This window comes from Salinarimonas ramus (assembly GCF_014645695.1).
GTDB lineage: Bacteria > Pseudomonadota > Alphaproteobacteria > Rhizobiales > Beijerinckiaceae > Salinarimonas > Salinarimonas ramus.
Map to the genome: position 1 here is coordinate 71,388 of NZ_BMMF01000011.1, position 21,171 is coordinate 92,558.

The 21,171-nt window shown below is 72.5% G+C and carries 18 protein-coding genes; 6 read left to right on the forward strand and 12 right to left on the reverse strand.

What is annotated here, in order from left to right:
- The first annotated feature begins 3 nt into the window (after positions 1 to 3).
- From kdpB to IEX89_RS17630, 4 genes are read left to right on the forward strand one after another with little or no spacing between them, the layout of a single operon-like run.
- Entirely contained in the window at positions 4 to 2,082 is a 2,079-nt protein-coding gene (gene kdpB, locus IEX89_RS17615) for a potassium-transporting ATPase subunit KdpB (RefSeq protein WP_188914567.1), read from the forward strand.
- 10 nt (positions 2,083 to 2,092) lie between these two features.
- On the forward strand, positions 2,093 to 2,707 hold the full coding sequence (gene kdpC / locus IEX89_RS17620; RefSeq protein ID WP_188914568.1) for a potassium-transporting ATPase subunit KdpC: 615 nt from the start codon (positions 2,093 to 2,095) through the stop codon (positions 2,705 to 2,707).
- A gap of 10 nt (positions 2,708 to 2,717) precedes the next feature.
- Positions 2,718 to 5,411 (forward strand): ATP-binding protein, encoded by a 2,694-nt coding sequence (locus IEX89_RS17625; RefSeq protein WP_188914569.1) that lies wholly within the window; start codon positions 2,718 to 2,720, stop codon positions 5,409 to 5,411.
- A complete protein-coding gene (locus IEX89_RS17630) occupies positions 5,408 to 6,127 on the forward strand; it encodes a response regulator (protein ID WP_188914570.1) in 720 nt (239 codons plus the stop codon). The genes IEX89_RS17625 and IEX89_RS17630 overlap by 4 nt, the downstream gene beginning before the upstream one ends.
- 166 nt (positions 6,128 to 6,293) lie before the next feature.
- Here the strand turns inward: IEX89_RS17630 and IEX89_RS17635 are convergent, their stop codons facing one another.
- The 12 genes from IEX89_RS17635 to IEX89_RS17685 all read right to left on the reverse strand — a co-directional run bounded on the left by IEX89_RS17635 (position 6,294) and on the right by IEX89_RS17685 (position 18,025).
- Positions 6,294 to 7,121: an ABC transporter ATP-binding protein gene (locus IEX89_RS17635; RefSeq protein WP_188914571.1), complete on the reverse strand. Its 828-nt coding sequence runs from the start codon at positions 7,119 to 7,121 to the stop codon at positions 6,294 to 6,296.
- Positions 7,118 to 8,107, reverse strand: a complete 990-nt coding sequence (locus IEX89_RS24265; RefSeq protein ID WP_210317663.1) for an ABC transporter ATP-binding protein — start codon at positions 8,105 to 8,107, stop codon at positions 7,118 to 7,120. Before IEX89_RS24265 ends, IEX89_RS17635 begins: the two co-directional genes overlap by 4 nt.
- A complete protein-coding gene (locus tag IEX89_RS24270; RefSeq protein WP_210317664.1) occupies positions 8,104 to 9,693 on the reverse strand; it encodes a gamma-glutamyltransferase in 1,590 nt (529 codons plus the stop codon). Before IEX89_RS24270 ends, IEX89_RS24265 begins: the two co-directional genes overlap by 4 nt.
- Positions 9,690 to 10,604, reverse strand: a complete 915-nt coding sequence (locus IEX89_RS17645; RefSeq protein ID WP_188914572.1) for a polysaccharide deacetylase family protein — start codon at positions 10,602 to 10,604, stop codon at positions 9,690 to 9,692. Before IEX89_RS17645 ends, IEX89_RS24270 begins: the two co-directional genes overlap by 4 nt.
- Before the next feature lie 2 nt (positions 10,605 to 10,606).
- Complete coding sequence (locus tag IEX89_RS17650) at positions 10,607 to 11,407, reverse strand: SDR family NAD(P)-dependent oxidoreductase (RefSeq protein ID WP_188914573.1); 801 nt, start codon at positions 11,405 to 11,407, stop codon at positions 10,607 to 10,609.
- A 24-nt stretch (positions 11,408 to 11,431) separates the two neighbouring features.
- Entirely contained in the window at positions 11,432 to 12,277 is an 846-nt protein-coding gene (locus tag IEX89_RS17655; protein ID WP_188914574.1) for an ABC transporter permease, read from the reverse strand.
- Positions 12,277 to 13,203, reverse strand: coding sequence for an ABC transporter permease (locus IEX89_RS17660; RefSeq protein WP_188914575.1), 927 nt, complete (start codon positions 13,201 to 13,203; stop codon positions 12,277 to 12,279). Before IEX89_RS17660 ends, IEX89_RS17655 begins: the two co-directional genes overlap by 1 nt.
- Before the next feature lie 85 nt (positions 13,204 to 13,288).
- Positions 13,289 to 14,800, reverse strand: coding sequence for an ABC transporter substrate-binding protein (locus IEX89_RS17665; protein ID WP_188914576.1), 1,512 nt, complete (start codon positions 14,798 to 14,800; stop codon positions 13,289 to 13,291).
- A complete protein-coding gene (locus tag IEX89_RS17670) occupies positions 14,797 to 15,612 on the reverse strand; it encodes a GntR family transcriptional regulator (RefSeq protein ID WP_188914577.1) in 816 nt (271 codons plus the stop codon). Before IEX89_RS17670 ends, IEX89_RS17665 begins: the two co-directional genes overlap by 4 nt.
- A 174-nt stretch (positions 15,613 to 15,786) precedes the next feature.
- Positions 15,787 to 16,599, reverse strand: a complete 813-nt coding sequence (locus IEX89_RS17675; protein ID WP_188914578.1) for an ABC transporter substrate-binding protein — start codon at positions 16,597 to 16,599, stop codon at positions 15,787 to 15,789.
- A gap of 20 nt (positions 16,600 to 16,619) precedes the next feature.
- Complete coding sequence (locus IEX89_RS17680; protein ID WP_188914579.1) at positions 16,620 to 17,333, reverse strand: ATP-binding cassette domain-containing protein; 714 nt, start codon at positions 17,331 to 17,333, stop codon at positions 16,620 to 16,622.
- Positions 17,330 to 18,025, reverse strand: coding sequence for an ABC transporter permease (locus IEX89_RS17685; RefSeq protein WP_244645558.1), 696 nt, complete (start codon positions 18,023 to 18,025; stop codon positions 17,330 to 17,332). The genes IEX89_RS17680 and IEX89_RS17685 overlap by 4 nt, the downstream gene beginning before the upstream one ends.
- A gap of 194 nt (positions 18,026 to 18,219) precedes the next feature.
- Between IEX89_RS17685 and IEX89_RS17690 the strand changes: the two genes are divergently transcribed.
- Both IEX89_RS17690 and IEX89_RS17695 read left to right on the forward strand, forming a co-directional pair.
- Positions 18,220 to 19,224: a MoeA family protein gene (locus tag IEX89_RS17690; RefSeq protein ID WP_188914581.1), complete on the forward strand. Its 1,005-nt coding sequence runs from the start codon at positions 18,220 to 18,222 to the stop codon at positions 19,222 to 19,224.
- On the forward strand, positions 19,221 to 21,167 hold the full coding sequence (locus IEX89_RS17695; RefSeq protein ID WP_188914582.1) for a molybdopterin biosynthesis protein: 1,947 nt from the start codon (positions 19,221 to 19,223) through the stop codon (positions 21,165 to 21,167). The genes IEX89_RS17690 and IEX89_RS17695 overlap by 4 nt, the downstream gene beginning before the upstream one ends.
- The last annotated feature ends 4 nt before the right edge of the window (positions 21,168 to 21,171 follow it).

Here is a 21,171-nt window from a genome sequence, read left to right on the forward strand (position 1 = left end):
CCCATGACCACGCATACCGACACGACGGCCGCCGCGCCGTCCGGCTTCTCCGGCGCCCTCGTCGGGCGCGCCTTGCGCGACGCCCTCGTCAAGCTCGATCCGCGCGCCCTCGTGCGCAACCCCGTGATCTTCGTCACCGAGGTGGTGGCGCTCCTCGTCACCATCCTCTTCGTCCGCGACCTCGTTTCGGGCGGGGACGCTCTCTTCACCGGCCAGATCGCCGCCTGGCTCTGGTTCACGGTGCTGTTCGCGAACTTCGCGGAAGCCATCGCGGAGGGCCGCGGGCGCGCCCAGGCCGACACGCTGCGCCGCGCACGCACCGACACGGTGGCGAAGCGCCTCGCGGACCCCGCTCGCCGCGACGTCTTCCAGAAGGTGCCGGCGGAGGATCTCCAGGTCGGCGACGTCGTCCTCGTCGAGGCGCGCGACCTCGTCCCCTCCGACGGCGAGGTGATCGAGGGCGTCGCCTCGGTGAACGAGGCCGCCATCACCGGCGAGAGCGCGCCCGTCATCCGCGAATCGGGTGGCGACCGCTCGGCGGTGACCGGCGGCACCACGGTCGTCTCCGATTGGCTGGTGGTGAAGATCACCGCCGGCGCCGGCGCGTCCTTCATGGACCGCATGATCGCGCTGGTGGAGGGCGCCGAGCGCAAGAAGACGCCCAACGAGATCGCCCTCGACATCCTGCTCGCGGGCATGACCATCGTCTTCCTGATCGCGGTGGTGACGCTCGCGGGCCTCGGCGCCTATTCCGGCGCGGCGCTCGCCGTGCCGGTGCTGGTGGCGCTCCTCGTCACGCTGATCCCCACCACGATCGGCGGGCTGCTCTCCGCCATCGGCATCGCCGGCATGGATCGCCTCGTGAAGTTCAACGTGCTCGCCATGTCGGGGCGTGCGGTGGAGGCGTCGGGCGACGTCGACACGCTCCTCCTCGACAAGACCGGCACGATCACCTTCGGCAACCGCATGGCCTCCGAGCTGATCGCGGTGCCGGGCGTCTCCGAGCGCGAGCTGGTCGAGGCGGCGGTGCTCGCCTCGCTCGCGGACGAGACCGCGGAGGGCCGCTCCATCGTCGAGCTCGCCCGCGACCGTTATCGTGCCACGATCCCGCAGACGCCGCAGCTGGCCGACGAGGCGGAGTTCGTCACCTTCTCCGCGGCGACGCGCCTGTCGGGCGTCGACGTCGGCGGGCGGCGGCTGCGCAAGGGCGCGGTGGATGCCGTGCTGCGCTTCGCTCAGAACGAGCCGTCGCAGCAGCCGTTCCAGGCGCCGCACGCCTTCACCGCGGCTGTGGAGAAGATCGCGCGCTCCGGCGGCACGCCGCTCGGCCTCACCGACGGCGCGCGCATCCTCGGCGTCATCCACCTCAAGGACGTCGTGAAGCCCGACATCAAGGAGCGCTTCGCGGAGCTCCGCCGCATGGGCATCCGCACGGTGATGGTGACGGGCGACAATCCCGTCACCGCCGCGGCCATCGCGAGCGAGGCGGGCGTCGACGACTTCATCGCGGAGGCGACCCCCCAGGACAAGCTCGACTACATCCGCCGCGAGCAGGCGGCGGGCCGCCTCGTCGCCATGTGCGGCGACGGCACCAACGATGCGCCCGCGCTGGCGCAGGCGGATGTCGGCGTCGCCATGCAGACCGGCACGCAGGCCGCCCGCGAGGCCGGCAACATGGTCGACCTCGATTCGGACCCGACGAAGCTCATCGAGATCGTCGGCATCGGCAAGCAGCTGCTGATGACGCGCGGGGCGCTGACCACCTTCTCCATCGCCAACGACGTGGCGAAGTATTTCGCCATCATCCCCGCGCTCTTCGTCGTGGCGCTGCCGCAGCTCGGGGCGCTGAACGTGATGGGGCTCGCCACGCCCCAGAGCGCCATCCTGTCGGCGGTGATCTTCAACGCGCTCGTCATCGTGGCGCTGATCCCGATCGCCTTGAGGGGCGTCGGCTATCGCCCTGTCGGGGCGGCGAGCCTGCTTCGCCGCAACCTCGCCCTCTACGGGCTCGGCGGCCTCGTCGCGCCCTTCGTCGGCATCAAGCTCGTCGACATGGCGATCTCCGCCATCGGTCTCGCCTGAGGAGGCTCACATGACCCGTTATGCGAACCGCACCAGCGCGACCGAGCCGGCGCGACGCCTCGGCGCCACGATCCGCCCGGCGATCACGATGATCCTCGCCTTCACGCTCCTGACCGGCATCGCCTATCCGCTGGCGATCACCGGCGTCGCGCAGGCGGTCTTCCCGCACCAGGCGGCGGGCAGCCCCGTCGTCGACGCCGAGGGCCGGATCGTCGGCTCGGCCCTCGTCGGTCAGGCCTTCGACGGCGAGGGCTGGTTCCGGCCGCGTCCCTCCGCTGCGGGCTACGACGGCTCCGCCTCGACGGGGTCCAATCTCGGGCCGACGAGCGCGGAGCTGATCGCCCGCATCGAAGCGGACGTCGATCGCCTGCGGGCGGAGGGCGTCGAGGGCCCGATCCCCGTCGATCTCGTCACCGCCTCCGGCTCCGGCCTCGACCCGGACATCTCGCCGCAAGCCGCCTATATCCAGGTCGCGCGCGTCGCCGCTGCCCGGGGGCTCCCCGAGGCGGAGGTGCGCGCCCTCGTCGACGCGCAGGTCGAGCGCCCCGTGCTCGGCGTCTTCGGCGAGGCCAAGGTGAACGTGCTCGCGCTCAACCTCGCACTCCGCGAGGCGGCCGAGCGCTGAAGGAGCGGGAATGGCGCCGGACGATCAGCGAGCCTCCCCCGAAGCCCTCCTCGCGCTCGCCGAGCGCGAGGGCCGCGGGCGGCTGAAGATCTTCCTCGGCGCCTTCCCCGGCGCGGGCAAGACCTACGCCATGCTCCAGGCCGCCCGCGCCGCCCGCGCGGACGGCCTCGACGTCGCGGCGGGCGTGATCGAGACGCACGGGCGGGCGGAGACGCAGGCGCTGCTCGAGGGGCTCGAGGTGCTCCCGCGCGCCGCGATCCCCTACCGTGGGCGCATGGTCGCCGAGTTCGATCTCGATGCGGCACTGGAGCGCCGGCCCGCGCTGCTGCTGGTCGACGAATACGCCCACACCAACGCGCCGGGCTCGCGCCACCCCAAACGCTGGCAGGACGTGCAGGAGCTGCTCGCCGCCGGGATCGACGTCTGGACGACGCTCAACGTCCAGCACCTCGAGAGCTTGAACGACGTCATCCAGCGCATCACCAAGGTGCGCGTGCGCGAGACCATTCCCGACAGCGTCTTCGAGAAGGCCGACGACGTCGTGCTGGTCGACGTCACGCCCGACGAGCTCCTCAAGCGCCTCTCCGAGGGCAAGGTCTACGTCCAGGACACGGCGACGCGCGCCGTCGAGCATTTCTTCCGCACCTCGAACCTGCTGGCCTTGCGCGAGCTGGCGCTCCGCCGCGCCGCCGAGCGGATCGACGCCGATCTCGTCGAGCGCATGCAGGGCAGCGCCATCGAGGGCCCCTGGGCCGCGGGCGAGCGCATCCTCGCGCTGGTCGGGCCCGACGCGTCCTCCCACACCGTGGTGCGCAGCGCCAAGCGCCTCGCCGATCTCATCGGCGCGCCCTGGTTCGCGATCACCGTCGAGCAGCCGGAGCGGTCGGTCGACCCGAAGGCACGCCGGCGCGTGGCGCAGGCGCTGCGTCTCGCCGAGAGCCTCGGCGCGCAGACGCAGGTGCTCGTCGGTCGCGACATCGTCGGCGAGGCCTTGCGCTTCGCGCGCTTCGAGAACGTGACGCAGGTCGTCATCGGCCGCTCGCGCCGCGGCGCGCTCGCCCACGCGCTCGGGCGCGCGCTGCCCGAGCAGGTGATGCGCCACGCCGACGACATCGCGGTCCACGTCGTCACCGCGCCGCGGGAGGCGCGCGGCCCGCGCGGCTGGCGGGCCGTGGCGGGGCGGCTCGTTCCCGAGGGCGCCGAGCGCGCGAGCGCCTATGCCTGGTCGGCCCTGGGCGTCCTCGTCGCCCTCGTCGTCGGGCTCGGCATGACGGCCTTCGTCGCCGTGCCGAACGTCTCGATGGTGTTCATCCTCGCCGTGGTTCTCTCCGCGGTGGCCTTCGGCTTTCGCCCGGCGATCCTCGCCTCGGTACTCTCGTTCCTCGGCTACAATTTCTTCTTCATCGACCCGCTCTACACCTTCACCATCGCGCAGCCCCACGAGCTCCTCGCGCTCGTCATCTTCCTGGCGATGGGCGTCGTCACCTCCGCGGTGGCGGCGCGGGCGCGCCAGCAGGCGGTGGCGGCCGGGTCGCGGGTGAAGGCGACGCGACGCCTCTACGAATTTGCGCGCAAGATGTCTGCCCTGCCCACCACCCAGGCCGTCGCGGACGGCGCGGTGGCGGAGATCCACACCATCCTCCAACGCCCCGTCGTGCTCCTCCTGCCGGAAGATGGCGAAGTGGCGCTCGCCGCCGCCTGGCCGCCGGAGGACGCGCTCGAGGTCGCGGCCCTCTCCGCCGCACGCTGGGCCTTCGAGAAGAACGAGCCCGCCGGCGCGGACACCGGGACATTGCCGAACGTGCCGTGGTACTTCGTGCCGCTGCGCGGCGGGGCCGGGCCGATCGGGGTGCTGGGCGTCGCCGAGCCCGCCGACGGCGCACCCATCGAGGACGAGGCCCGCGCCCTCCTCGATACGCTCGCCGAGCAGACCTCGGCCGCGCTCGAGCGCGCGCGGCTCGCCCGCGAGATGGCGGCAGTGAAGACGGCCGCGGAGACCGAGCGCGTGCGCAATATCCTCCTCGCCTCGATCAGCCACGACTTCCGCACCCCGCTCGCCTCGATCCTCGGCGCCGCGACGAGCCTGCGCGATCTCGGGCCGAAGCTCCCGGAGGACGCCCGCGCCGATCTCCTCGCCCAGGTCCGTGAGGAGGCCGAGCACCTCGACGCGATGGTGCGGAACCTGCTGGCTATGACCCGCGTCGAGGCGGGCGCGCTCGAGATCAATGCGACCTGGATCGACGTCGCCGAGCTGATCGACCGGGTGGTCGTGGCGGCGAAGCGCCGTGGCGCCCGCCAATCCTTCGCCGTCGCGGTCGAGCCGGGCCTGCCGCTCGCGCGTGGCGACCAGAGCCTGCTCGACCAGACGCTGACCAACATCGTTTCCAACGCCATCCGTTACGGAGGTGGCGACGCGCGCATCACCATCTCGGCGCGGCGTGACCGGAAAACGCTCTCAATCATCATTGCCGACGACGGGCCCGGGATCGCGCCCGACGTGCTCCCCCACGTCTTCGAGAAGTTCGTGCGCGCCCGCAACGGGCATGCCGACGGCGGCGAGGGCTCGGGCCTCGGCCTCGCCATCGCCAAGGGCGTGGTCGAGGCGCACGGCGGCACGATCACGGCCGTGAGCCCCGTCGCGCATGGCCGCGGCACCGCCTTCACCATCCACCTTCCGCTCACCGAGGAGGAGCCCGAGGCATGAGTCGCGGCACGCGCATCCTGGTCGTCGACGACGAGCCGGCGATCCATCGCTTCCTGAAGCCTTCGCTCGTCGCCGAAGGCTACGACGTCGTCCAGGCCACGACCGGCGGAGCGGGCCTCGACGGGATCGCCCGCGAAAAGCCCGACATCGTCGTCCTCGATCTCGGCCTCCCCGATCTCGACGGCAAGGAGGTGATCCGCCGCGTGCGGGAATGGTCGGAGGTGCCGATCGTCGTGCTCTCGGCGCGCGACCGCGAGGCCGAGAAGATCGAGGCCCTCGATCTCGGCGCCGACGACTACGTCGACAAGCCCTTCGGCATGGGCGAGCTCCTGGCGCGGCTTCGCGCGGCCCAGCGCCACGCCATGCGCCGCCGTGGCGAGCAGCCCGTCCTCCATGCCGGCGAGATCTCGGTCGACGTTCCCGCGCGGCGCGTCCTGCGCGGCGGCGAGGAGGTGAAGCTGACACCCAAGGAATTCGAGCTCCTCGCCTTCCTCGTGCGCCACGCCGGCCGTGTGATCACCCACGGCCAGATCCTCGGCGCCGTCTGGGGCCCGGCCCATCTCCACGACACGCAGTACCTGCGCGTCTACGTGAAGGCGCTGCGCCAGAAGCTCGAGCCCGACCCGAGCGCGCCGACGCTCATCCTCACCGAGCCGGGGGTCGGGTATCGGATCGCAGACGCCGCGGCCAACGCGAGCTACGAAGGCTCTCGATGACCCCGCCATACGTTCGTCGACGGCTGTCCTCCGAGGGGGCGTTGTAAATTCGAGCATGCGGTGCTCGACGTCGCGGGCGACAACACGCTGGTGGCCCGCGCAACTCGGACGCCGATCGTGATTGCCATTTCTCTACCGATCGCCCGCATTCGCCTGCGCGCGCGCGTCACGGCGCCCGCGTCGCGCGCTCCAGCCGCGGCACGGCCTCGATGAGCGCGCGCGTGTAGGCGTGGGCGGGCGCGACGAAGACCGTGTCGACGGGGCCCGCCTCGACGATGCGGCCGTGCTGCATCACGCAGACGTCGTCGGCGATGTGGCGAACGACCGAGAGGTCGTGGGAGATGAACAGGTAGGCGAGGGACAGCCGCTCCTGCAGCGCGAGGAGGAGATTGAGGATCTGCGACTGGATCGAGACGTCGAGCGCCGAGACCGCCTCGTCGCACACGATCACCTCCGGCTCCAGCGCGAGCGCGCGGGCGATGACGACCCGCTGGCGCTGGCCGCCGGAGAATTCCCGCGGGAGCCGCGTCGCGGCGCCGGGCGGGAGGCCGACGAGCTCGAGGAGCTCGGCCACGCGCTCCCTGCGGCTCGCGCGCGTGCCGATGCCGTGGATGCGCAGCGGCTCGGCGATGCAGTCGCCCACGCGCATGCGCGGATCGAGGGCCGAGGCGGGGTCCTGGAAGACGATCTGCATGCGCCGCGTCGCCTCGCGCACCTGCGCCTCCGACATCGTCGCGCGGTCGACGCCGTCGATGACGACGCGCCCGCCGGTGGGGCGCTCCATGCCCATCACGGCGTAGCCCGTGGTCGACTTGCCCGAGCCCGATTCGCCGACGAGGGCGAGGGTGCGCCCGCGCTCCAGCGCGAAGCTCACGCCGTCCACCGCCTTGACGACGTCGGTCGTGCGGCCGAAGAGGCCCTTGCGGACGGGGAAATGGACCTCGAGGTCCTCCACGAGGACGAGCGGCGCCGCGCCGCGATCGGGCGTCGTCATGCAGCGATCTCCGAGACCCGGTCGGTGTGCCAGCAGGCGGCGCGCTGGCTCGGCGCGCCGACGGGGGCGAGCGGCGGGGCCTCGGCCCGGCAGCGATCGGTGGCGAGGGGGCAGCGCGGGGCGAAGCGGCAGCCGACGGGCCAGCTCGCGACGTCGGGCACCGAGCCCGCGATCGCCGGCAGAGCCACCTTCCGCGCGCCCTCGAGGCGCGGGATCGTGCGCATCAGGAGCGCGGTGTAGGGATGACGCGGGGCGGCGAAGACGTCGGCGACGCGCCCCGTCTCGACGACGCGCCCGGCATACATGACGGCGATCCGCTCTGCCGTCTCGGCGACGACGCCCATGTCGTGGGTGATGAGCAGGACGGCCGCGCCCGTCTCCGCACGCAGGTCCGCCATCAGCCGCAGGATCTGCGCCTGGATGGTGACGTCGAGCGCCGTCGTCGGCTCGTCGGCGACCAGCAGCAAAGGGCGGCGGATCATCGCCATGGCGATCATCACGCGCTGGCACATGCCCCCCGAGAGCTCGAACGGGTATTGATCGACGCGCAGCTCCGGCTTCGTGATGCCCACGTGGTCGAGCATGGCGATGGCGCGCTCGCGCGCCTCGCGCGGGGTGATCGGGCCCTCGAGCGCCAGCGCCTCGGCGATCTGGCCGCCGACGCTCATCAGCGGATCGAGGGAGGCGACCGGCTCCTGGAAGATCATGCCGATGCGCCCGCCGCGGATGCGGTTCATGACACGCTCGGGGAGGGCGTCGATACGCTCCCCCGAGAGCCGGATCTCGCCGTCGATCCGCCGCGCGGCCTCCGGCAGGAGGCCGATCAGCGCGAGCGCGGTGAGGCTCTTGCCGCAGCCCGATTCGCCGACGAGCGCGAGGGTCTCGCCGGGTGCGATCGAGAGATCGACGCCGTCGACGACGTCCGCCTCGCCGATGCGCACGCGCAGGTTCCGGACGTCGAGGACGGGCTCGCGCGCCGCGCTCACGAGGAGGCCTCCTCCGCCGCGACCGCCGCCGACCAGGGGTGGTTCGGGTGCACCATGCCGTGGAGCGTGCCGTCCGGCCGGCGCTCGACGGCGCTCGGGATCGCGAACTGCACCGGGTAGAGCACGTCGTCGACCACGTCGACGTCGTGGGCGCGGCCGATGCGCCCGGCGGTGTCGGCGGGTGCGCGGCGATCCACCTTGATGCGCGGCGCGGAGGCGTCGATGCGCGGCGTCGAGAGCGCGCGGCCGAGATCCATGCCGAAATCGAGGCGGAAGGACAGGAGCTGCACGAGGGAGGGCATGATCTGGCGCCCGCCGGCGGCGCCGACGGCGATCACGCCGCCCTCGGCCGTCTCGCACAGGAGCGGGCACATGTTGGCGAGCGGCTTCACGCCCGGCGCGATGGCGTTGGGCGCGCCCGGGCGCGGGTCGAACCACATCATCCCGTTGTTCATGAGGATGCCGGTCTTCGGCGAGGTCACCTTCGAGCCGAAGCGCGAGAGCAGCGTGTTCGTCAGCGAGACCACGGTGCCGTCCCGGTCGACGACGCTCAGATGGCTCGTGCAGCCGGGGTCGATGCCGGCACCGGTGCCGTGCCGTCCCGCATGGCCGACGGTGGTAAGGCGATCGGCGTAGGCGGCGCGGATGGCATCCGCATAGGCGGCGTAGTGGGTCGCGCGCGGCGCCTGCGCGGCCGCGCCGGCGAAGGCGTCCGCGCCCGAGAGGCGGCCGAGCACGTCGCACAGGGCCGGGCCGCCGGTGAGGCCCGGCATGGCCAGCACGCGCGCGCCGCGATAATCCTGCGAAAGCGGCGTCACCCAGCGGGCGCGATAGGAGGCGAGGTCCTCCAGCGACATGCGCCCGCCGAGCGCCGCCATGTCGGCGACGAGCGCCTGCGCGATCTCGCCCTCGTAGAAGTCCCGCGGGCCGGCGCCGGCGAGGCGGCGCAGCGTCGCGGCCTTTTCCTCCATGGGCAGGCGGATGCTGGCGCAGCCCTCGGGCAGGCGCGGCGCCTTGCCGTCGCGCAGCAGCAGGCGCGCGGAGGCCTCGTTGGTGAGGAGGTTGTCGGCGTCGATCGAGAGGCACAGCTCCGCGAACCAGTCCACCTCGAGCCCCGCCTCGGCTGCTGCGATGGCGGGGGCGAGCGCCTCGGCGAAGGAGATCGTGCCCTTCGCCTCCAGCGCCTCCGCGAAGCCCGCGACCGCGCCCGGCACGCAGATGGAATGCACGCCGATGAGGTTTCTGTTGTCGACGACGGACGGCCAGTCGAACCAGTTCCCCTCCTTGCGCGACGCCAGCGGGTAGTCCGCGGGGTCGATGCCGGCGGGCGAGACCATGGCGAAGTCGAGCGCGCAGACCTCGCCGCTCGCGCCGTCGCGGTGGAGCAGGAAGCCGCCGCCGCCGATGCCGCTGAGCCAGGGCTCGACGACGGAGAGGACGAGCGCCGTCGTCACGGCGGCGTCCATCGCGTTGCCGCCCCGGGCGAGGACGGCCGCGCCGGCGCGCGCCGCCGTCACGTGCTGGGCGGCGACCATGCCGGCCTCGCCGACGACGAGCGCCTTGTGGGTGGTCCAGGTCGTCGTCATCGGGCGGTCCTCCCGCTTGCGGAGCTCGTGGTGATCGGGCTTCGCGCGATCGCCTCGGCGAGCGGCTCGAGCCCGCTCTCGACGGCGTAGACGCCCGCATTGTCGCTCGTTTCGTGCCAGCGCGCGATCTCGCCGGCGGTGGCGATCCAGACGTCGTCCTGCGCGGCGACGCGCCCGAGAACGCGCTCCAGCATGGCGACGCGCTGGGCGCGCCCGGAGATCCAGGGGTGGATCGTGATCATCAGGAGCTGGCCGTAGGCGCGCCCCGCCTCGAACTCGTCGATCCAGGCATCGCCCACGTCGGCGGCGCGGGCGGGGGGCCACTTGTCGACGCCGCCGCCGAAGAAGCGGAAGAAGATCGCGTCGTCGATCTGCCACTGGACGGGGATCTCGACGAGGCCGTCGATCTCGTAGGGGTGGTCGTAGCCAGAGAGCGAGCTGTCGTAGGCGATGCCGCGATCCTTCAGGGCGCCGATCATGCCCGGCGTCATCTCCCAGGCCGGCGAGCGAAAGCCGGCGGGGCGGGCCTTCGTCTGCGCCTCGACGATTGCGAGCGAGCGGTCGAGGGCGTCCTCGAACTCAGCCCGGGTCGTCTCCGAGACGATCTCGTGGAGATGCCCGTGCAGGCCCACCTCGTGGCCCCGCTCGACGAGCGCGGGGAGGATCTCGGGATGCAGCTCGGCGACGACGGAGGGCGTGAAGAACGTGCCCTTGATCGAGAGCCGATCCAGCATGTCGAGGATGCGCCACAGGCCTTCGCGCGGGCCGAAGCGGCGCTGCTCCAGGAGCCCGAGGTGCTGCGGCAGCCCCGCGCGGCTCGTCCAGAGATAGGGCGCCTCGGCGTCGACGTCGGCGGTGAAGCACACGGCCGAGCGCTTGCCGTCGGGCCAGCGATAGGGTGGGGCGCGCATGCTCACAGGGCCTTCTTCTTGTCCTGGTGGACGACGAGGGAGCCGATGGAATTGCCGCCGTCCACTGCGATCGTCGCGCCGGTGACGTAGGCGGCGGCTTCGCTGGCGAGGAACATGATGGCGGCGGGCGCGTCCTGCGGCTCGGATCCGCGCCCGAGCGGAATGCCGGCGAGCACGGAGGTGACGTGCGCGTCCGTCAGCGGGCTCGCGGTCGAGCCCGGCGCGAAGCCCGGCTCCACGGCGTTGACGCGGATGCCGTACTCGGCGAGCTCGAGGGCGAAGCCCTTGGTGAGGCGGTCCAGCGCCGTCTTCGAGATGCAATAGGGCGCGACCGACGCCCGCATCTTGCGCGCGGCGCCCGACGAGATCATCACGATCGAGCCGCGCACGCCCTCCGTGATCATCTGGCGGGCGATGCCGCGGGTCAGCACGAAGGGCGCGCGCAGGTTCACGTCGAAGATGCGGTCCCACTCGGCGCCGTCGATGTCGAGCAGGAAGCCGCTCGGGTAGATGCCGGCATTGTTGATCAGGATGTCGGCCGCGCCGAACTCGCGCGCCACGGTCGCGAGCAGGTCCTCGATCGAGGTGTCGTCGGTGAGCTCGGTGCGGTGCGTGACGACGTCGCCGCCGAGCGCGTCGCGCAGCGCCTCGAGCGCGGCGTCGTCGCGGTCGGACAGGAGGAGGCGCGCTCCGGCCGCGTGGAAGGCTTCCGCGATCCAGCGCCCGAACACGCCGGCGGCGCCGGTGAGGACGACGCGCTTGCCCGTGAAGTCGAGATCCTGGAGCGGGTGCTTGGTCTGCATGGGTGTGGCTCGCAATCGGCTTGGTCAGCGCCGGCCCTCGACCACGTCGCGGACGTGGTCGCCGAGCACGTTGACCGTGAGGACGAGGAGGAAGAGGAAGAGCCCGGGGAAGACCGCGATCCACCAGGCGGTGGTGACGTAGTTGCGCCCCGTCGCCAGGATCGAGCCCCAGCTCGGGGTGGGCGGCTGGACGCCGAGCCCCAGGAAGGAGAGGCCCGCCTCGAACAGCACCATGAGGCCGAACTCGAGGGTCGCCACCACCATGATGGGTCCCACGATGTTGGGCAGGACATGGCGCCCCAGCACCCAGAGCGTCGAGCCGCCCATGAAGCGCGAGAGCCGCACATAGGGCATCGAGGCGAGCCCCAGCGTCTGCCCGTAGGCGACGCGCGCGTAGCGCGGCCAGCGCGTGAAGGCGAGGACGACGACGACATTGACGAGCCCCGGGCCCATGATCGCCACGGTGATGATGGCGAGCAGGATCGCCGGCACCGAGAGCACGATGTCGACGAGGCGCATGATGATCGCGCCCACGATCCCGCGATACCAGGCCGCGATCATGCCGAGCACCGTGCCGACGATGCCGCTCGCGACGACCGAGAGCGCGGCGACGGTGAGCGACACCCGCGCGCCGTGGATCAGACGCGAGAGCAGGTCGCGGCCGAGCTCGTCGCTGCCGAGCCAGTAGACGACCCCGCGCACCTCCGTGCCGGGCGCGCGCAGGCGCCCGAGCAGGTTCTGCGCGTTGGGGTCGTAGGGCGCGATCAGCGGCGCGAGGACGGCGCCCACGACGAGGATCGCGGCGATGGCGAGGAAGGGCCAAAGCCGCGGCGGCGCGATGCGACGCGCGAGGGAGGTCGCGGAGGCCATCAGCGCGCTCCGTCGAGGCGGATGCGCGGATCGACGACGCTGTAGAGCACGTCCGCCGCGAGGTTGAGGAAGATCGACACGAAGGCGCCCAGCAGCACGATCGCCTGCACGATGGGGAAGTCGCGTGCCGCAATGGACTGGATGGTCAGGAGCCCGAGCCCCGGCCAGGCGAACACGGTCTCGACGATGACCGCGCCCGACAGGAGGTTCGCGATCTCGAGCGCGGCGATGGAGATCACCGGAATCGCGCCGTTGCGTAGCACGTGGCGGGTGACGACGCGCCCCATGGGCAGGCCCTTGGCGCGTGCGGCGCGGACATAGGGTTTCGCCAGCTCGTCGAGGGTCGCGGTGCGCGCCACGCGCGCGAAGGTCGCCATGGAGAGGAGCGAGAGGCAGATCGCCGGCAGGATCACGCTCGACGCCTGCCGCGCACCCGAGGACGGCAGCCAGCCGAGCACGACGGCGAAGAGGAGGATGAGCAGGATGCCGCTCCAGAAGGTCGGCAGGCTCTGGCCGGCGAGCACGAAGCCCATGCCGATGCGCGAGAGCCAATGCTCGCGCCGCACCGCCATGAAGACGCCCAGCGGCACGCCGATGCCGAGCGCCAGCGCCAGCGCCGCCGCGGCGAGCGCGATCGTGTAGGGCAGGCGCGAGGCGATGATGTCGAGGACGGGCACGTTCTGGACGATCGACGCGCCGAAATCGAAGCGCATCACGCCCGCCAGGTACTCGCCGAACTGGACGAGCACCGGGCGGTCGAAGCCGAGCGTCGCGCGCAGCTGATCGATCGCCTCCTGGGTGGCGCCCTCGGGCACCATGAGGAGCACGGGATCGCCGGTGAGGCGCTGGAGGAAGAAGATCAGCGCGCTCACGCCGAAGACGGAGATCGCCGCCTGGGCGAGCCGCTTGATGAGGAAGCCGCTCATGCGTGGAGCTTTCTCGTCGCGATGCGATCGGCGGGGGAACGCGGCCGCTCTTCCCGCAGGAGGGCGGCCGCGTCGGCTGTCGGCCTCACTCGGCCCAGTCCATCCGGTTGATGAACAGGCTCTCGTTGGGCGTCGGCGTCCATTCGAGCCGCTCGTCCGCGCCGTAGATGATCGCGGCCTGGTAGAGCGGCACGAGCGGCACCTCCTGCGCGACGTATTCGTGCACCTTGGCGTATTCCGAGAGCCGCTCGCCCTCGTCGAGGGTGGCGCGGGCGGCATCCAGGATCACGTCGAGCTCGGGCTCGCGCACGGCCGACCAGGAGCTGCCCGAATGCAAGAGCGGATGCAGCACGCCGTCGGCGTCCTGGCAGGCGCAGGACCAGCGTCCGAAGCTGAGATCGGGGCCCTGAGCCGGCTCGCCGCGCACCTTGGCGAGGTAGGTCGACATGTCCGTCATCTCGATCTCGACGTCGAGACCGACGTCGGTGAGCATCTGCTGCAGCGCCTGGACGATGCGCTGGTCGAAGACCGGCGCGGTGGCGAAGGACAGCGTGCGGTCGGCGGCGTCGCCCATCTCGTCGAGGAGCGCGCGCGCCGCCTCCGGATCGTAGGGCACGCCCTCGACGCCCTCGACCCAGCCGACGTGGGCGGGCGTCAGCATCTGGCCCACCGGCTGGTCGTAGCCCCCGAGCAGGCCCTCGACGATCAGCTCGCGATCGATGGCGTGCGCGATGGCGCGGCGCATGCGCGGATCGTCGAGGCCGGGCTTCTGCGGGTTGAGCTTGAGGTAGCCCACGCGCTCGGTGAGCGCCGTGCGCGGCTCGACGCCGTCCGCCGTCTCGAGCTGCATCGCGAGATCGGGATCCAGCGAGACGACGAGATCGGAGGCGCCGGAGACGAGATTCGCCACGCGGGTCGAGGCGTCGGGCACCGCGCGGAACACGGCGGCGGGGAAGTCGCCGACCTCGCCCCAATACTCGTCGTTGCGCTCGAGACGCACCTCGACGCCGCGGTCCCAGCCCGCGAAGCGGTAGGGGCCCGAGCCCACGGGGTTCAGGTTGAAGGCCTCCTGGCCCACCTCCTCGACGATCGCCTGCGGCACGATGGAGAGCTTCACGAGCTGTGCGAGCAGCGCCGGGTAGGGCGCCGAGGTCGTGAGCTTCACGCGCCCGTCGTCCATCACCTCGGCCGCGGTGATCGTCGAGAACTGGCTGAGCTGCGGCGAGCCGAAATCGGGGTTCGTGATGCGCTCCACCGAATAGACCACGTCCTCGGCGGTGAGCGGCGAGCCGTCGTGGAAGGTCACGCCCTCACGGATGGTGAAGGCGATCTCCGTGTCGGAGAGGTATTCCCACTCGGTCGCGATCTGCGGGACGATCTCGCCCTCGTCGTCGCGGGTGAGCAGGTTGTCGAAGATGTTGCGGTAGACGTAGTAGCTGTCCGGGTTCCACTGCATGTGGGGGTCGAGCGACGAGGGCTCGTTGACGAGGTCCACGGTCAAGAGCTCGGCATCGGCCAAGGCCGCCTGCGGGAGCGCGACGAGGGCCGTGGAGGCCGCGAGGGCGGCGGCGAGAGCGAAGCGAACTGTGTTCTTCATCGGGTTTGTCCTCTGGTGGGATGGTCGCCTGCGGCCTCGGGGCCGTCTTGGTGGATGTCGGCTCGGGTGTCGTCCGCGGGGAGCCGTGCGGGTGCACGGTCCTGCGCGTTCGCGATGGGGGCGTCGCTGAAGCCGCAGGCGGCGAGCGCCCGCTCCTCGAAGGCGCGCCGCATGGTCTCGGCGACGGCGAGCGCCGCCGTGCCCTCGCCGCGCGCCAATGCACGGGCGAGCGCGCCGAGCGGCAGGGCCGGGCGCACGATGGAGAGGCGAACGGCGAGATGCCGGTCGGCCCTGAGCGACAGCTCCCAGGTCTCCGCGAGCCAGGCGCGCACGCGCGGCTGGTGCACGGCGCCGGCGCACAGGGACGCCGTGCGCAGCTCGGCGAAATGACGCGCGTCGCCCGCCTGGCGCCCCGCCATGTCGCGAACGGATGCGTCGAAGATGTCCGCCTGGACGAGCATCTCCCTGGCGCGCCCGGGGGGCACGATCGTCTCGGCGAGAACGGGCTCGAGCAGGCGGCGCGCCGCGAGGAGATCGGCGAGATGCGCGCCGCTCACGGGAAGGACCTGCCAGCCGCGGCGTGGCTGCGCCTCGATCCAGCCGATCGCCGAGAGCCGCGCCAGCGCCGCGCGCGTCGCGGCGAGGCCCAGCCCGAAACGCCGGGCGAGATCAGCTTCCGTAACGATGCTCCCCGGTGCCGGGTCGCAGGCGAGGATCGCCGTGCGCAGCGTCGCCAGCGCGAGATCGCCGAGCTTGTCGCTGCGCGGCGGCCCGGGTGTCACGACGGCGAAGGGCGAGTCCTTGTCGAGCATTGCGACATGTTCAGACGCCAAATTTGAAATGTCAAACTGGACGCAACGGAAATCACGCGAACGTGCACGTGTCTCACGAAAGGGCGGGTGCCAGCCCAAAAGGAACGTGCCCCGCTCGCGAGGCGACGGGGCACGTCGGTCGGTCTCGATGTGGCTGGGGCGCGGCGTGCGCCCTCACTGCGCGCTGGGAAAGAACAGCTGCTCGCCGCCCACGTGGTAGCTCGCGATCGCGGCCTGTCCCGCGTTCGAGACGAGCCAATCGATGAAGGCCTGGCCGGCCTGCGCCTTCACGTGCGGGTGGCGCTCCGGGCTCACCAGGATGACGCCATAGGGGTTGAAGAGCACCTGATCGCCCTGCGACACGATCTCGAGCGGCCCGCGATTGGCGAAGCTCAGCCACGTCCCACGGTCGGTGAGCGCGTAAGCCGGCACCTGGGCGGCCGTGTTGAGCGTGGCGCCCATGCCCGACCCGGTGGAGAGGTACCATCGCCCCGCCGGCTCGACGCCCGCCGACGCCCACAGGCTCTTCTCGGCGGCGTGCGTGCCGCTGTCGTCGCCGCGCGAGGCGAAGGAGGCCTGCGCCTCCGCGATCGCGGCCATGGCGTCGGCGGCGGTGTCGGTCTCGCGCACGCCGGCCGGGTCCTCGCCCGGGCCGACGATGACGAAGTCGTTGTACATCACGTCGAAGCGCTCGACGCCGTAGCCCTCTTCCACGAACTGCTCCTCCTGGGCGCGGGCGTGGACGAAGACGACGTCGGCATCGCCGCGCCGGCCGGTCTCGAGCGCCTGGCCGGTGCCCTGGGCGACGACGCGCACCTCGATGCCGGTCTCCTCCTGGAACATCGGCAGGATGTGGTCGAACAGGCCGGAATTGGCCGTCGAGGTGGTCGAGGCCACGGTGATGAACTCCTGCGCGCTCGCGGGCAGCGCCACGAGGAGCGCGAGGCTGGAGGCGAGGCCGAATAAGGCGCGGCGGGTGGCGTGCATGGTCGTTTTCTCCGGATGGATCACCAGACGAGATCGCCGGCGACGAAGGCGCGGGCCTCCGGGCTCTGCGGCACGGAGAAGAAGGCGTCCGCCGGGCCGTGCTCCACGAGCCGGCCGCGATGCAGGAAGACGACGTCCTCGGCGAGGCGGCGGGCTTGGCCGAGGTCGTGCGTGGTCATGACGACCGTGATCCCGTCCGCGGCGACGCTCGCGATCGCCGCCTCGACGAGGCGCGTCGCGGAGGGGTCGAGGGCGGCGGAGGGCTCGTCGAGGAAGAGGATCTCGGGACGGAGCGCCCAGGCGCGGGCGAGCGCGAGGCGCTGCTGCTCGCCGCCCGACAGCCGGCGCGCCGGGCGCGCGGCGAGCGGCGCGAGGCCGAAGCGCGCGAGGCTCGCCTCGACCATCGCGCGGCGTTCCGCCTTGGGCAGGCCGGCGAGGGCGAGAGGGTAGTCGAGGTTCGCCGCCACGCTGCGGCGCAAGAGGACGGGGCGCTGGAGCACCATGCCCTGCGCCTTCGGCCGCGCCTCGCCCGAGGCCCAGCGCACCCGTCCCGTGGTCGGCGCGAGGAGGCCGTGGCACAGGCGCAGGAGCAGGCTCTTGCCCGCCCCGTTCGGCCCCATCACGACGAGCCGCCGGCCCGCGCCGATCGTCAGCGACACGTCGCGCAAGAGCGGCGTGCCGGAGACCGCGTAGGAGACGGTCTCGAGCGTGAGGGGCAGGATCGTGCGCGTCATCCGATCCGCTCCCGCTGCCACTGCCCGAGGCTCCAGGCGAGCGCGTTGAGGGTGAGCGTCAGCGCCATGAGGATGAGCCCGAGCGCCACCGCGAGCCCGAGATTGCCGCGCGAGGTCTCCAGAGTGATCGCGGTCGTCATGGTGCGCGTGTAGCCGGCGATGTTGCCGCCCACGATGAGCACCGCGCCGACCTCCGCGCTCGCGCGCCCGAAGCCGGCGAGCACGCCCGTCAGCAGGCTCACGCGCCCGTCCCACAGGAGCGTCGGCACGGCGCGAAGCCGCGTCGCGCCCAGGCTCTTGAGCTGCTCCTCGTATTCCGCCCAGAGGTCCTCCGTGACCGAGCGCGTCAGCGAGACGACGATGGGCAGGATCAGCACGGTCTGCGCCACGATCATCGCGGCCGGCGTGAAGAGCAGCGCGAGATCGCCGAGCGGGCCCGAGCGCGACAGAAGCAGGTAGATCAGGAGCCCCGCGACGACGGGCGGCAGGCCCATCAGCGCGTTGAACAGGACGATCACCGCACCCCGGCCGGGAAAGCGCGCGAGCGCCAGAGCCGCTCCGAGCGGCAACCCCAGGAGCGCCGCGATCGCCACCGCCGAGAGCGTGACGCGCAGCGAAAGCCCGATGATCTCGTAGAGAGCCGGGTCGCCGGAGACGATGAGATCGAACGCAGTACCGAAGGGGGCGCTCACCGGAATCCTCGCGCAAACGGCTGGCAAATGAGCAAGAATGCAGTCGTGACGCAATGATGGAATGAACACAGTCATCCGCAGGATTCGGCAGTGTCCTCGCATGCGTCTCCGACGTCCGAGAGGCTCGACTTTCCTTGCGGCAGCTCGGTAGATATACGGATCGCGGCCGCATCTGCGGCCGACCGGAAGCCGACGTGACGCCCGACGCCTCATCCCGTTCCCTGACGCCGCTCGACGACGCTCTCGCGCTCTGGCTCGAGGAGGTGCGGCCCGTCGCGACGAGCGAGCGCGCGCCGCAGGAGGCGCTCGGTGCCACGCTGGCGCGGGACGTCGTCGTCGAGGCCGACGTGCCGGCTCGCGCGATCGCGCGGCGCGCGGGCTTCGCCGTGGCGGCGGCGGACACGATCGGCGCCTCGCCCTACGCGCCCGCACCCTGCCTCGTGCCGCCGGCGCGCCTCGCGGCCGGCGAGGCGCTGCCTACGGGCTGCGACGCGATCCTGCGGGATGATGCGCTCTCGGACGGCCCGATCCCCGAGATCCTGGCGGAAGTCGCGCCCGGCACGGACGTGCGGCGCGCCGGCGAGGAGGCGCGGGCGGGGACGCTGCTGATGCCGGCGGGCCATCGCCTGCGGGCGAGCGACGTTTCCGTGCTCGCCGCTCTCGGTATCGATCGTGTCGCGGTAAGTAGGCCGCGCGTGCGGCTCGACGGGCTCGCGCTCCTCGCGCCGCTCGTCGCGGCGTTCGGAGGCGAGGTGGCGGCGGCGGGGGACGCCGATCTGGTGCTGGCGCGCGGTGGCGGAGGGGAGGGCGAGACGATGCTCGTCGACGGCCTCGCGCTCGCCCCCGGCGAGACGACGCATCTCGCGCGCGACGCGAACGGCATGCCGGTGGCGCGGCTGCCGGCGCTCGACGGCGATGCGCTCGGCGCCGCTCTTGCGCTCCTGCCGCCGGCGCTGGCCGCCCTCTGCGGCGCTCGCGTTCCAACTCCGCTGCAGGTGCGCCTCGGCGAGGCGCTGACGTCCGTCGTGGGGCTGAGCGAGATCGCGCTCCTCCTTCGCGAAGGCGACGTCTGGCGCGTCCTCGCGGTGGGTGATCTCGCCCTCGCGGCATACGCGCGCGCCGACGCCTATGCCCTGGTGCCGCCGCAGGCGGAGGGCTATGGGGCGGGGGAGACGATCGAGGCGAGGCCGCTGCCGTGAGCTCATCGGGACGCGCTCCGACCCAGGAGCAATTCCTCACCGTGCTCTCCCGCGAGGACGCGGCGCGGCGCTTCGCCGAGGCGCTGCGGCCCGCGCCCCTGCGCCGCACGGAGGCGGCGCTCGCCGACGCGCTCGGCCTGCCGCTCGCCGCCGACATGCGCGCGCCCGTCGACGCGCCGCCCTTCGACCGCTCCGGCGTCGACGGCTTCGCCGTGCGCGCGGCGGACCTCACCGAGGCCTCCGAAGGATCGCCGGCGCGGCTCCTCCTCAACGACGAGACGATCGCCTGCGGCGTCGCGCCGACGATCGCCGTCGGGCCGGGCCGCGCGACGCCCATCGCCACCGGGGGGCCGATCCCGCGCGGCGCGGACGCGGTCGTCATGATCGAGCACACGCGCCCCCTCGACACGCCCGACGGTCCTGCGATCGCGGTGCGGCGGGCGGCCAATCCCGGGCAGTTCGTCGCCTTCGCGGGCTCCGACATCGCGCGTGGCGAGACGTTGCTGCGGGCGGGGACGGTGATCGGCGCGCGCGAGATCGGCATGCTGGCGGCGGTGGGCATCGCGCGCGTGCCGGTCTTCGCGAAGCCGCGGGTCGCCGTTCTCTCGACGGGCGACGAGCTCGTCGCGCCGGGCGAGGCGCTCGGCCCGGCGCGGATCTACGACGCCAACGGCCCCGTGATCGCGGCGGCGATCGCCGAGGCGGGCTGCGAGCCCGTGCCCTACGGCATCGTCCCGGACGATCCCGCGGCGCTCGAAACCGCGCTGCGGCGAGCGCACGCCGAATGCGACGCCGTCGTCCTCTCCGGCGGTACCTCGAAGGGAGCCGGCGATCTCACCTATCGCGGCGTCGGGCGCCTGGGTGCGCCGGGCATCGTCGCGCACGGGGTCGCGCTCAAGCCCGGCAAGCCGCTGTGCCTCGCGGTGTGCGACGGCAAGGCGGTGGTGGTGCTGCCCGGCTTCCCGACCTCGGCCATGTTCACCTTCCACGACATGATCGCGCCCGTCCTGCGCACGCTCGCCGGCCTGCCGGCGCGCGCCGAGGCCAGCGTGCGCGCCCGCGTGCCGGTACGCATCGCCTCCGAGATGGGGCGCACCGAATACGTGATGAGCGCGCTCGTGGAGGGAGAGGGCGGCCTCGTCGCCTATCCCACCGGCAAGGGCTCGGGCTCGGTGACGACCTTCGCGCAGGCGGACGGCTTCCTCGCCGTCGAGGCCCTGGCGGATGCGCTCCCCGCAGGCGCGGAAGTCGACGTGCGGCTCCTGACGCCGCAGGTGCGCGTGCCCGATCTCGTGATCGCAGGCAGCCATTGCACCGGCCTCGACGCCGTCCTCGCACGGCTGCCGGGCGTCTCGGCGCGGGTGATCGCGGTGGGCAGCCTCGGCGGGCTCGCGGCGGCGAAGCGCGGGGAATGCGACCTCGCCCCGATCCACCTGCTCGACCCGAAGAGCGAGACCTACAACGCGCCCTTCCTCGCGGAGGGCCTCGAGCTCGTCTCCGGCTGGCGCCGCATGCAGGGCGTCGTTTTTCGCGCGGGCGACACGCGCTTCGCGGGGCGGGACGCGCGTGAGGCCGTGGCGGCGGTGAAGGGCGATTTGTCGTGCCTGATGGTCGGGCGCAACCAGGGCGCCGGCACGCGCATCCTGCTCGACGGGCTCCTCGCCGGCGCGCGGCCGGACGGGTATTGGAACCAGCCGAGATCGCACAACGCGGTCGCGGCCGCCGTGGCGCAGGGGCGCGCCGATTGGGGCCTCGCCATCGCGCCCGTCGCGGAAGCCTACGGTCTCGGCTTCCTGCCGTTGGCGCAAGAGCACTACGACTTCGCGCTCGTCGCCGCGCGGCGCGAGCGGCCGGGCGTCGCGGCCTTCCTCGCGGCGCTCGAGGCGCCCGAGACGCACGCGGCCCTGCGGGCGCTCGGCTTCACCCCCGCTCCGAGGAGCTGACCCG

Excerpts from the sequence above, each read along its gene's own strand:
- IEX89_RS17645 (WP_188914572.1), bottom strand. The coding sequence starts at position 10,604 with ATGCGCGCCCCACCCTATCGCTGGCCCGACGGCAAGCGCTCGGCCGTG.
- IEX89_RS17650 (WP_188914573.1), bottom strand. The coding sequence starts at position 11,407 with ATGCAGACCAAGCACCCGCTCCAGGATCTCGACTTCACGGGCAAGCGC.
- kdpC (WP_188914568.1), top strand. The coding sequence starts at position 2,093 with ATGACCCGTTATGCGAACCGCACCAGCGCGACCGAGCCGGCGCGACGC.
- IEX89_RS17670 (WP_188914577.1), bottom strand. The coding sequence starts at position 15,612 with ATGCTCGACAAGGACTCGCCCTTCGCCGTCGTGACACCCGGGCCGCCG.
- IEX89_RS17675 (WP_188914578.1), bottom strand. The coding sequence starts at position 16,599 with ATGCACGCCACCCGCCGCGCCTTATTCGGCCTCGCCTCCAGCCTCGCG.
- IEX89_RS17635 (WP_188914571.1), bottom strand. The coding sequence starts at position 7,121 with ATGACGACGCCCGATCGCGGCGCGGCGCCGCTCGTCCTCGTGGAGGAC.
- IEX89_RS17625 (WP_188914569.1), top strand. The coding sequence starts at position 2,718 with ATGGCGCCGGACGATCAGCGAGCCTCCCCCGAAGCCCTCCTCGCGCTC.
- kdpB (WP_188914567.1), top strand. The coding sequence starts at position 4 with ATGACCACGCATACCGACACGACGGCCGCCGCGCCGTCCGGCTTCTCC.
- IEX89_RS17680 (WP_188914579.1), bottom strand. The coding sequence starts at position 17,333 with ATGACGCGCACGATCCTGCCCCTCACGCTCGAGACCGTCTCCTACGCG.
- IEX89_RS17630 (WP_188914570.1), top strand. The coding sequence starts at position 5,408 with ATGAGTCGCGGCACGCGCATCCTGGTCGTCGACGACGAGCCGGCGATC.
- IEX89_RS17655 (WP_188914574.1), bottom strand. The coding sequence starts at position 12,277 with ATGGCCTCCGCGACCTCCCTCGCGCGTCGCATCGCGCCGCCGCGGCTT.
- IEX89_RS17660 (WP_188914575.1), bottom strand. The coding sequence starts at position 13,203 with ATGAGCGGCTTCCTCATCAAGCGGCTCGCCCAGGCGGCGATCTCCGTC.
- IEX89_RS17665 (WP_188914576.1), bottom strand. The coding sequence starts at position 14,800 with ATGAAGAACACAGTTCGCTTCGCTCTCGCCGCCGCCCTCGCGGCCTCC.
- IEX89_RS24270 (WP_210317664.1), bottom strand. The coding sequence starts at position 9,693 with ATGACGACGACCTGGACCACCCACAAGGCGCTCGTCGTCGGCGAGGCC.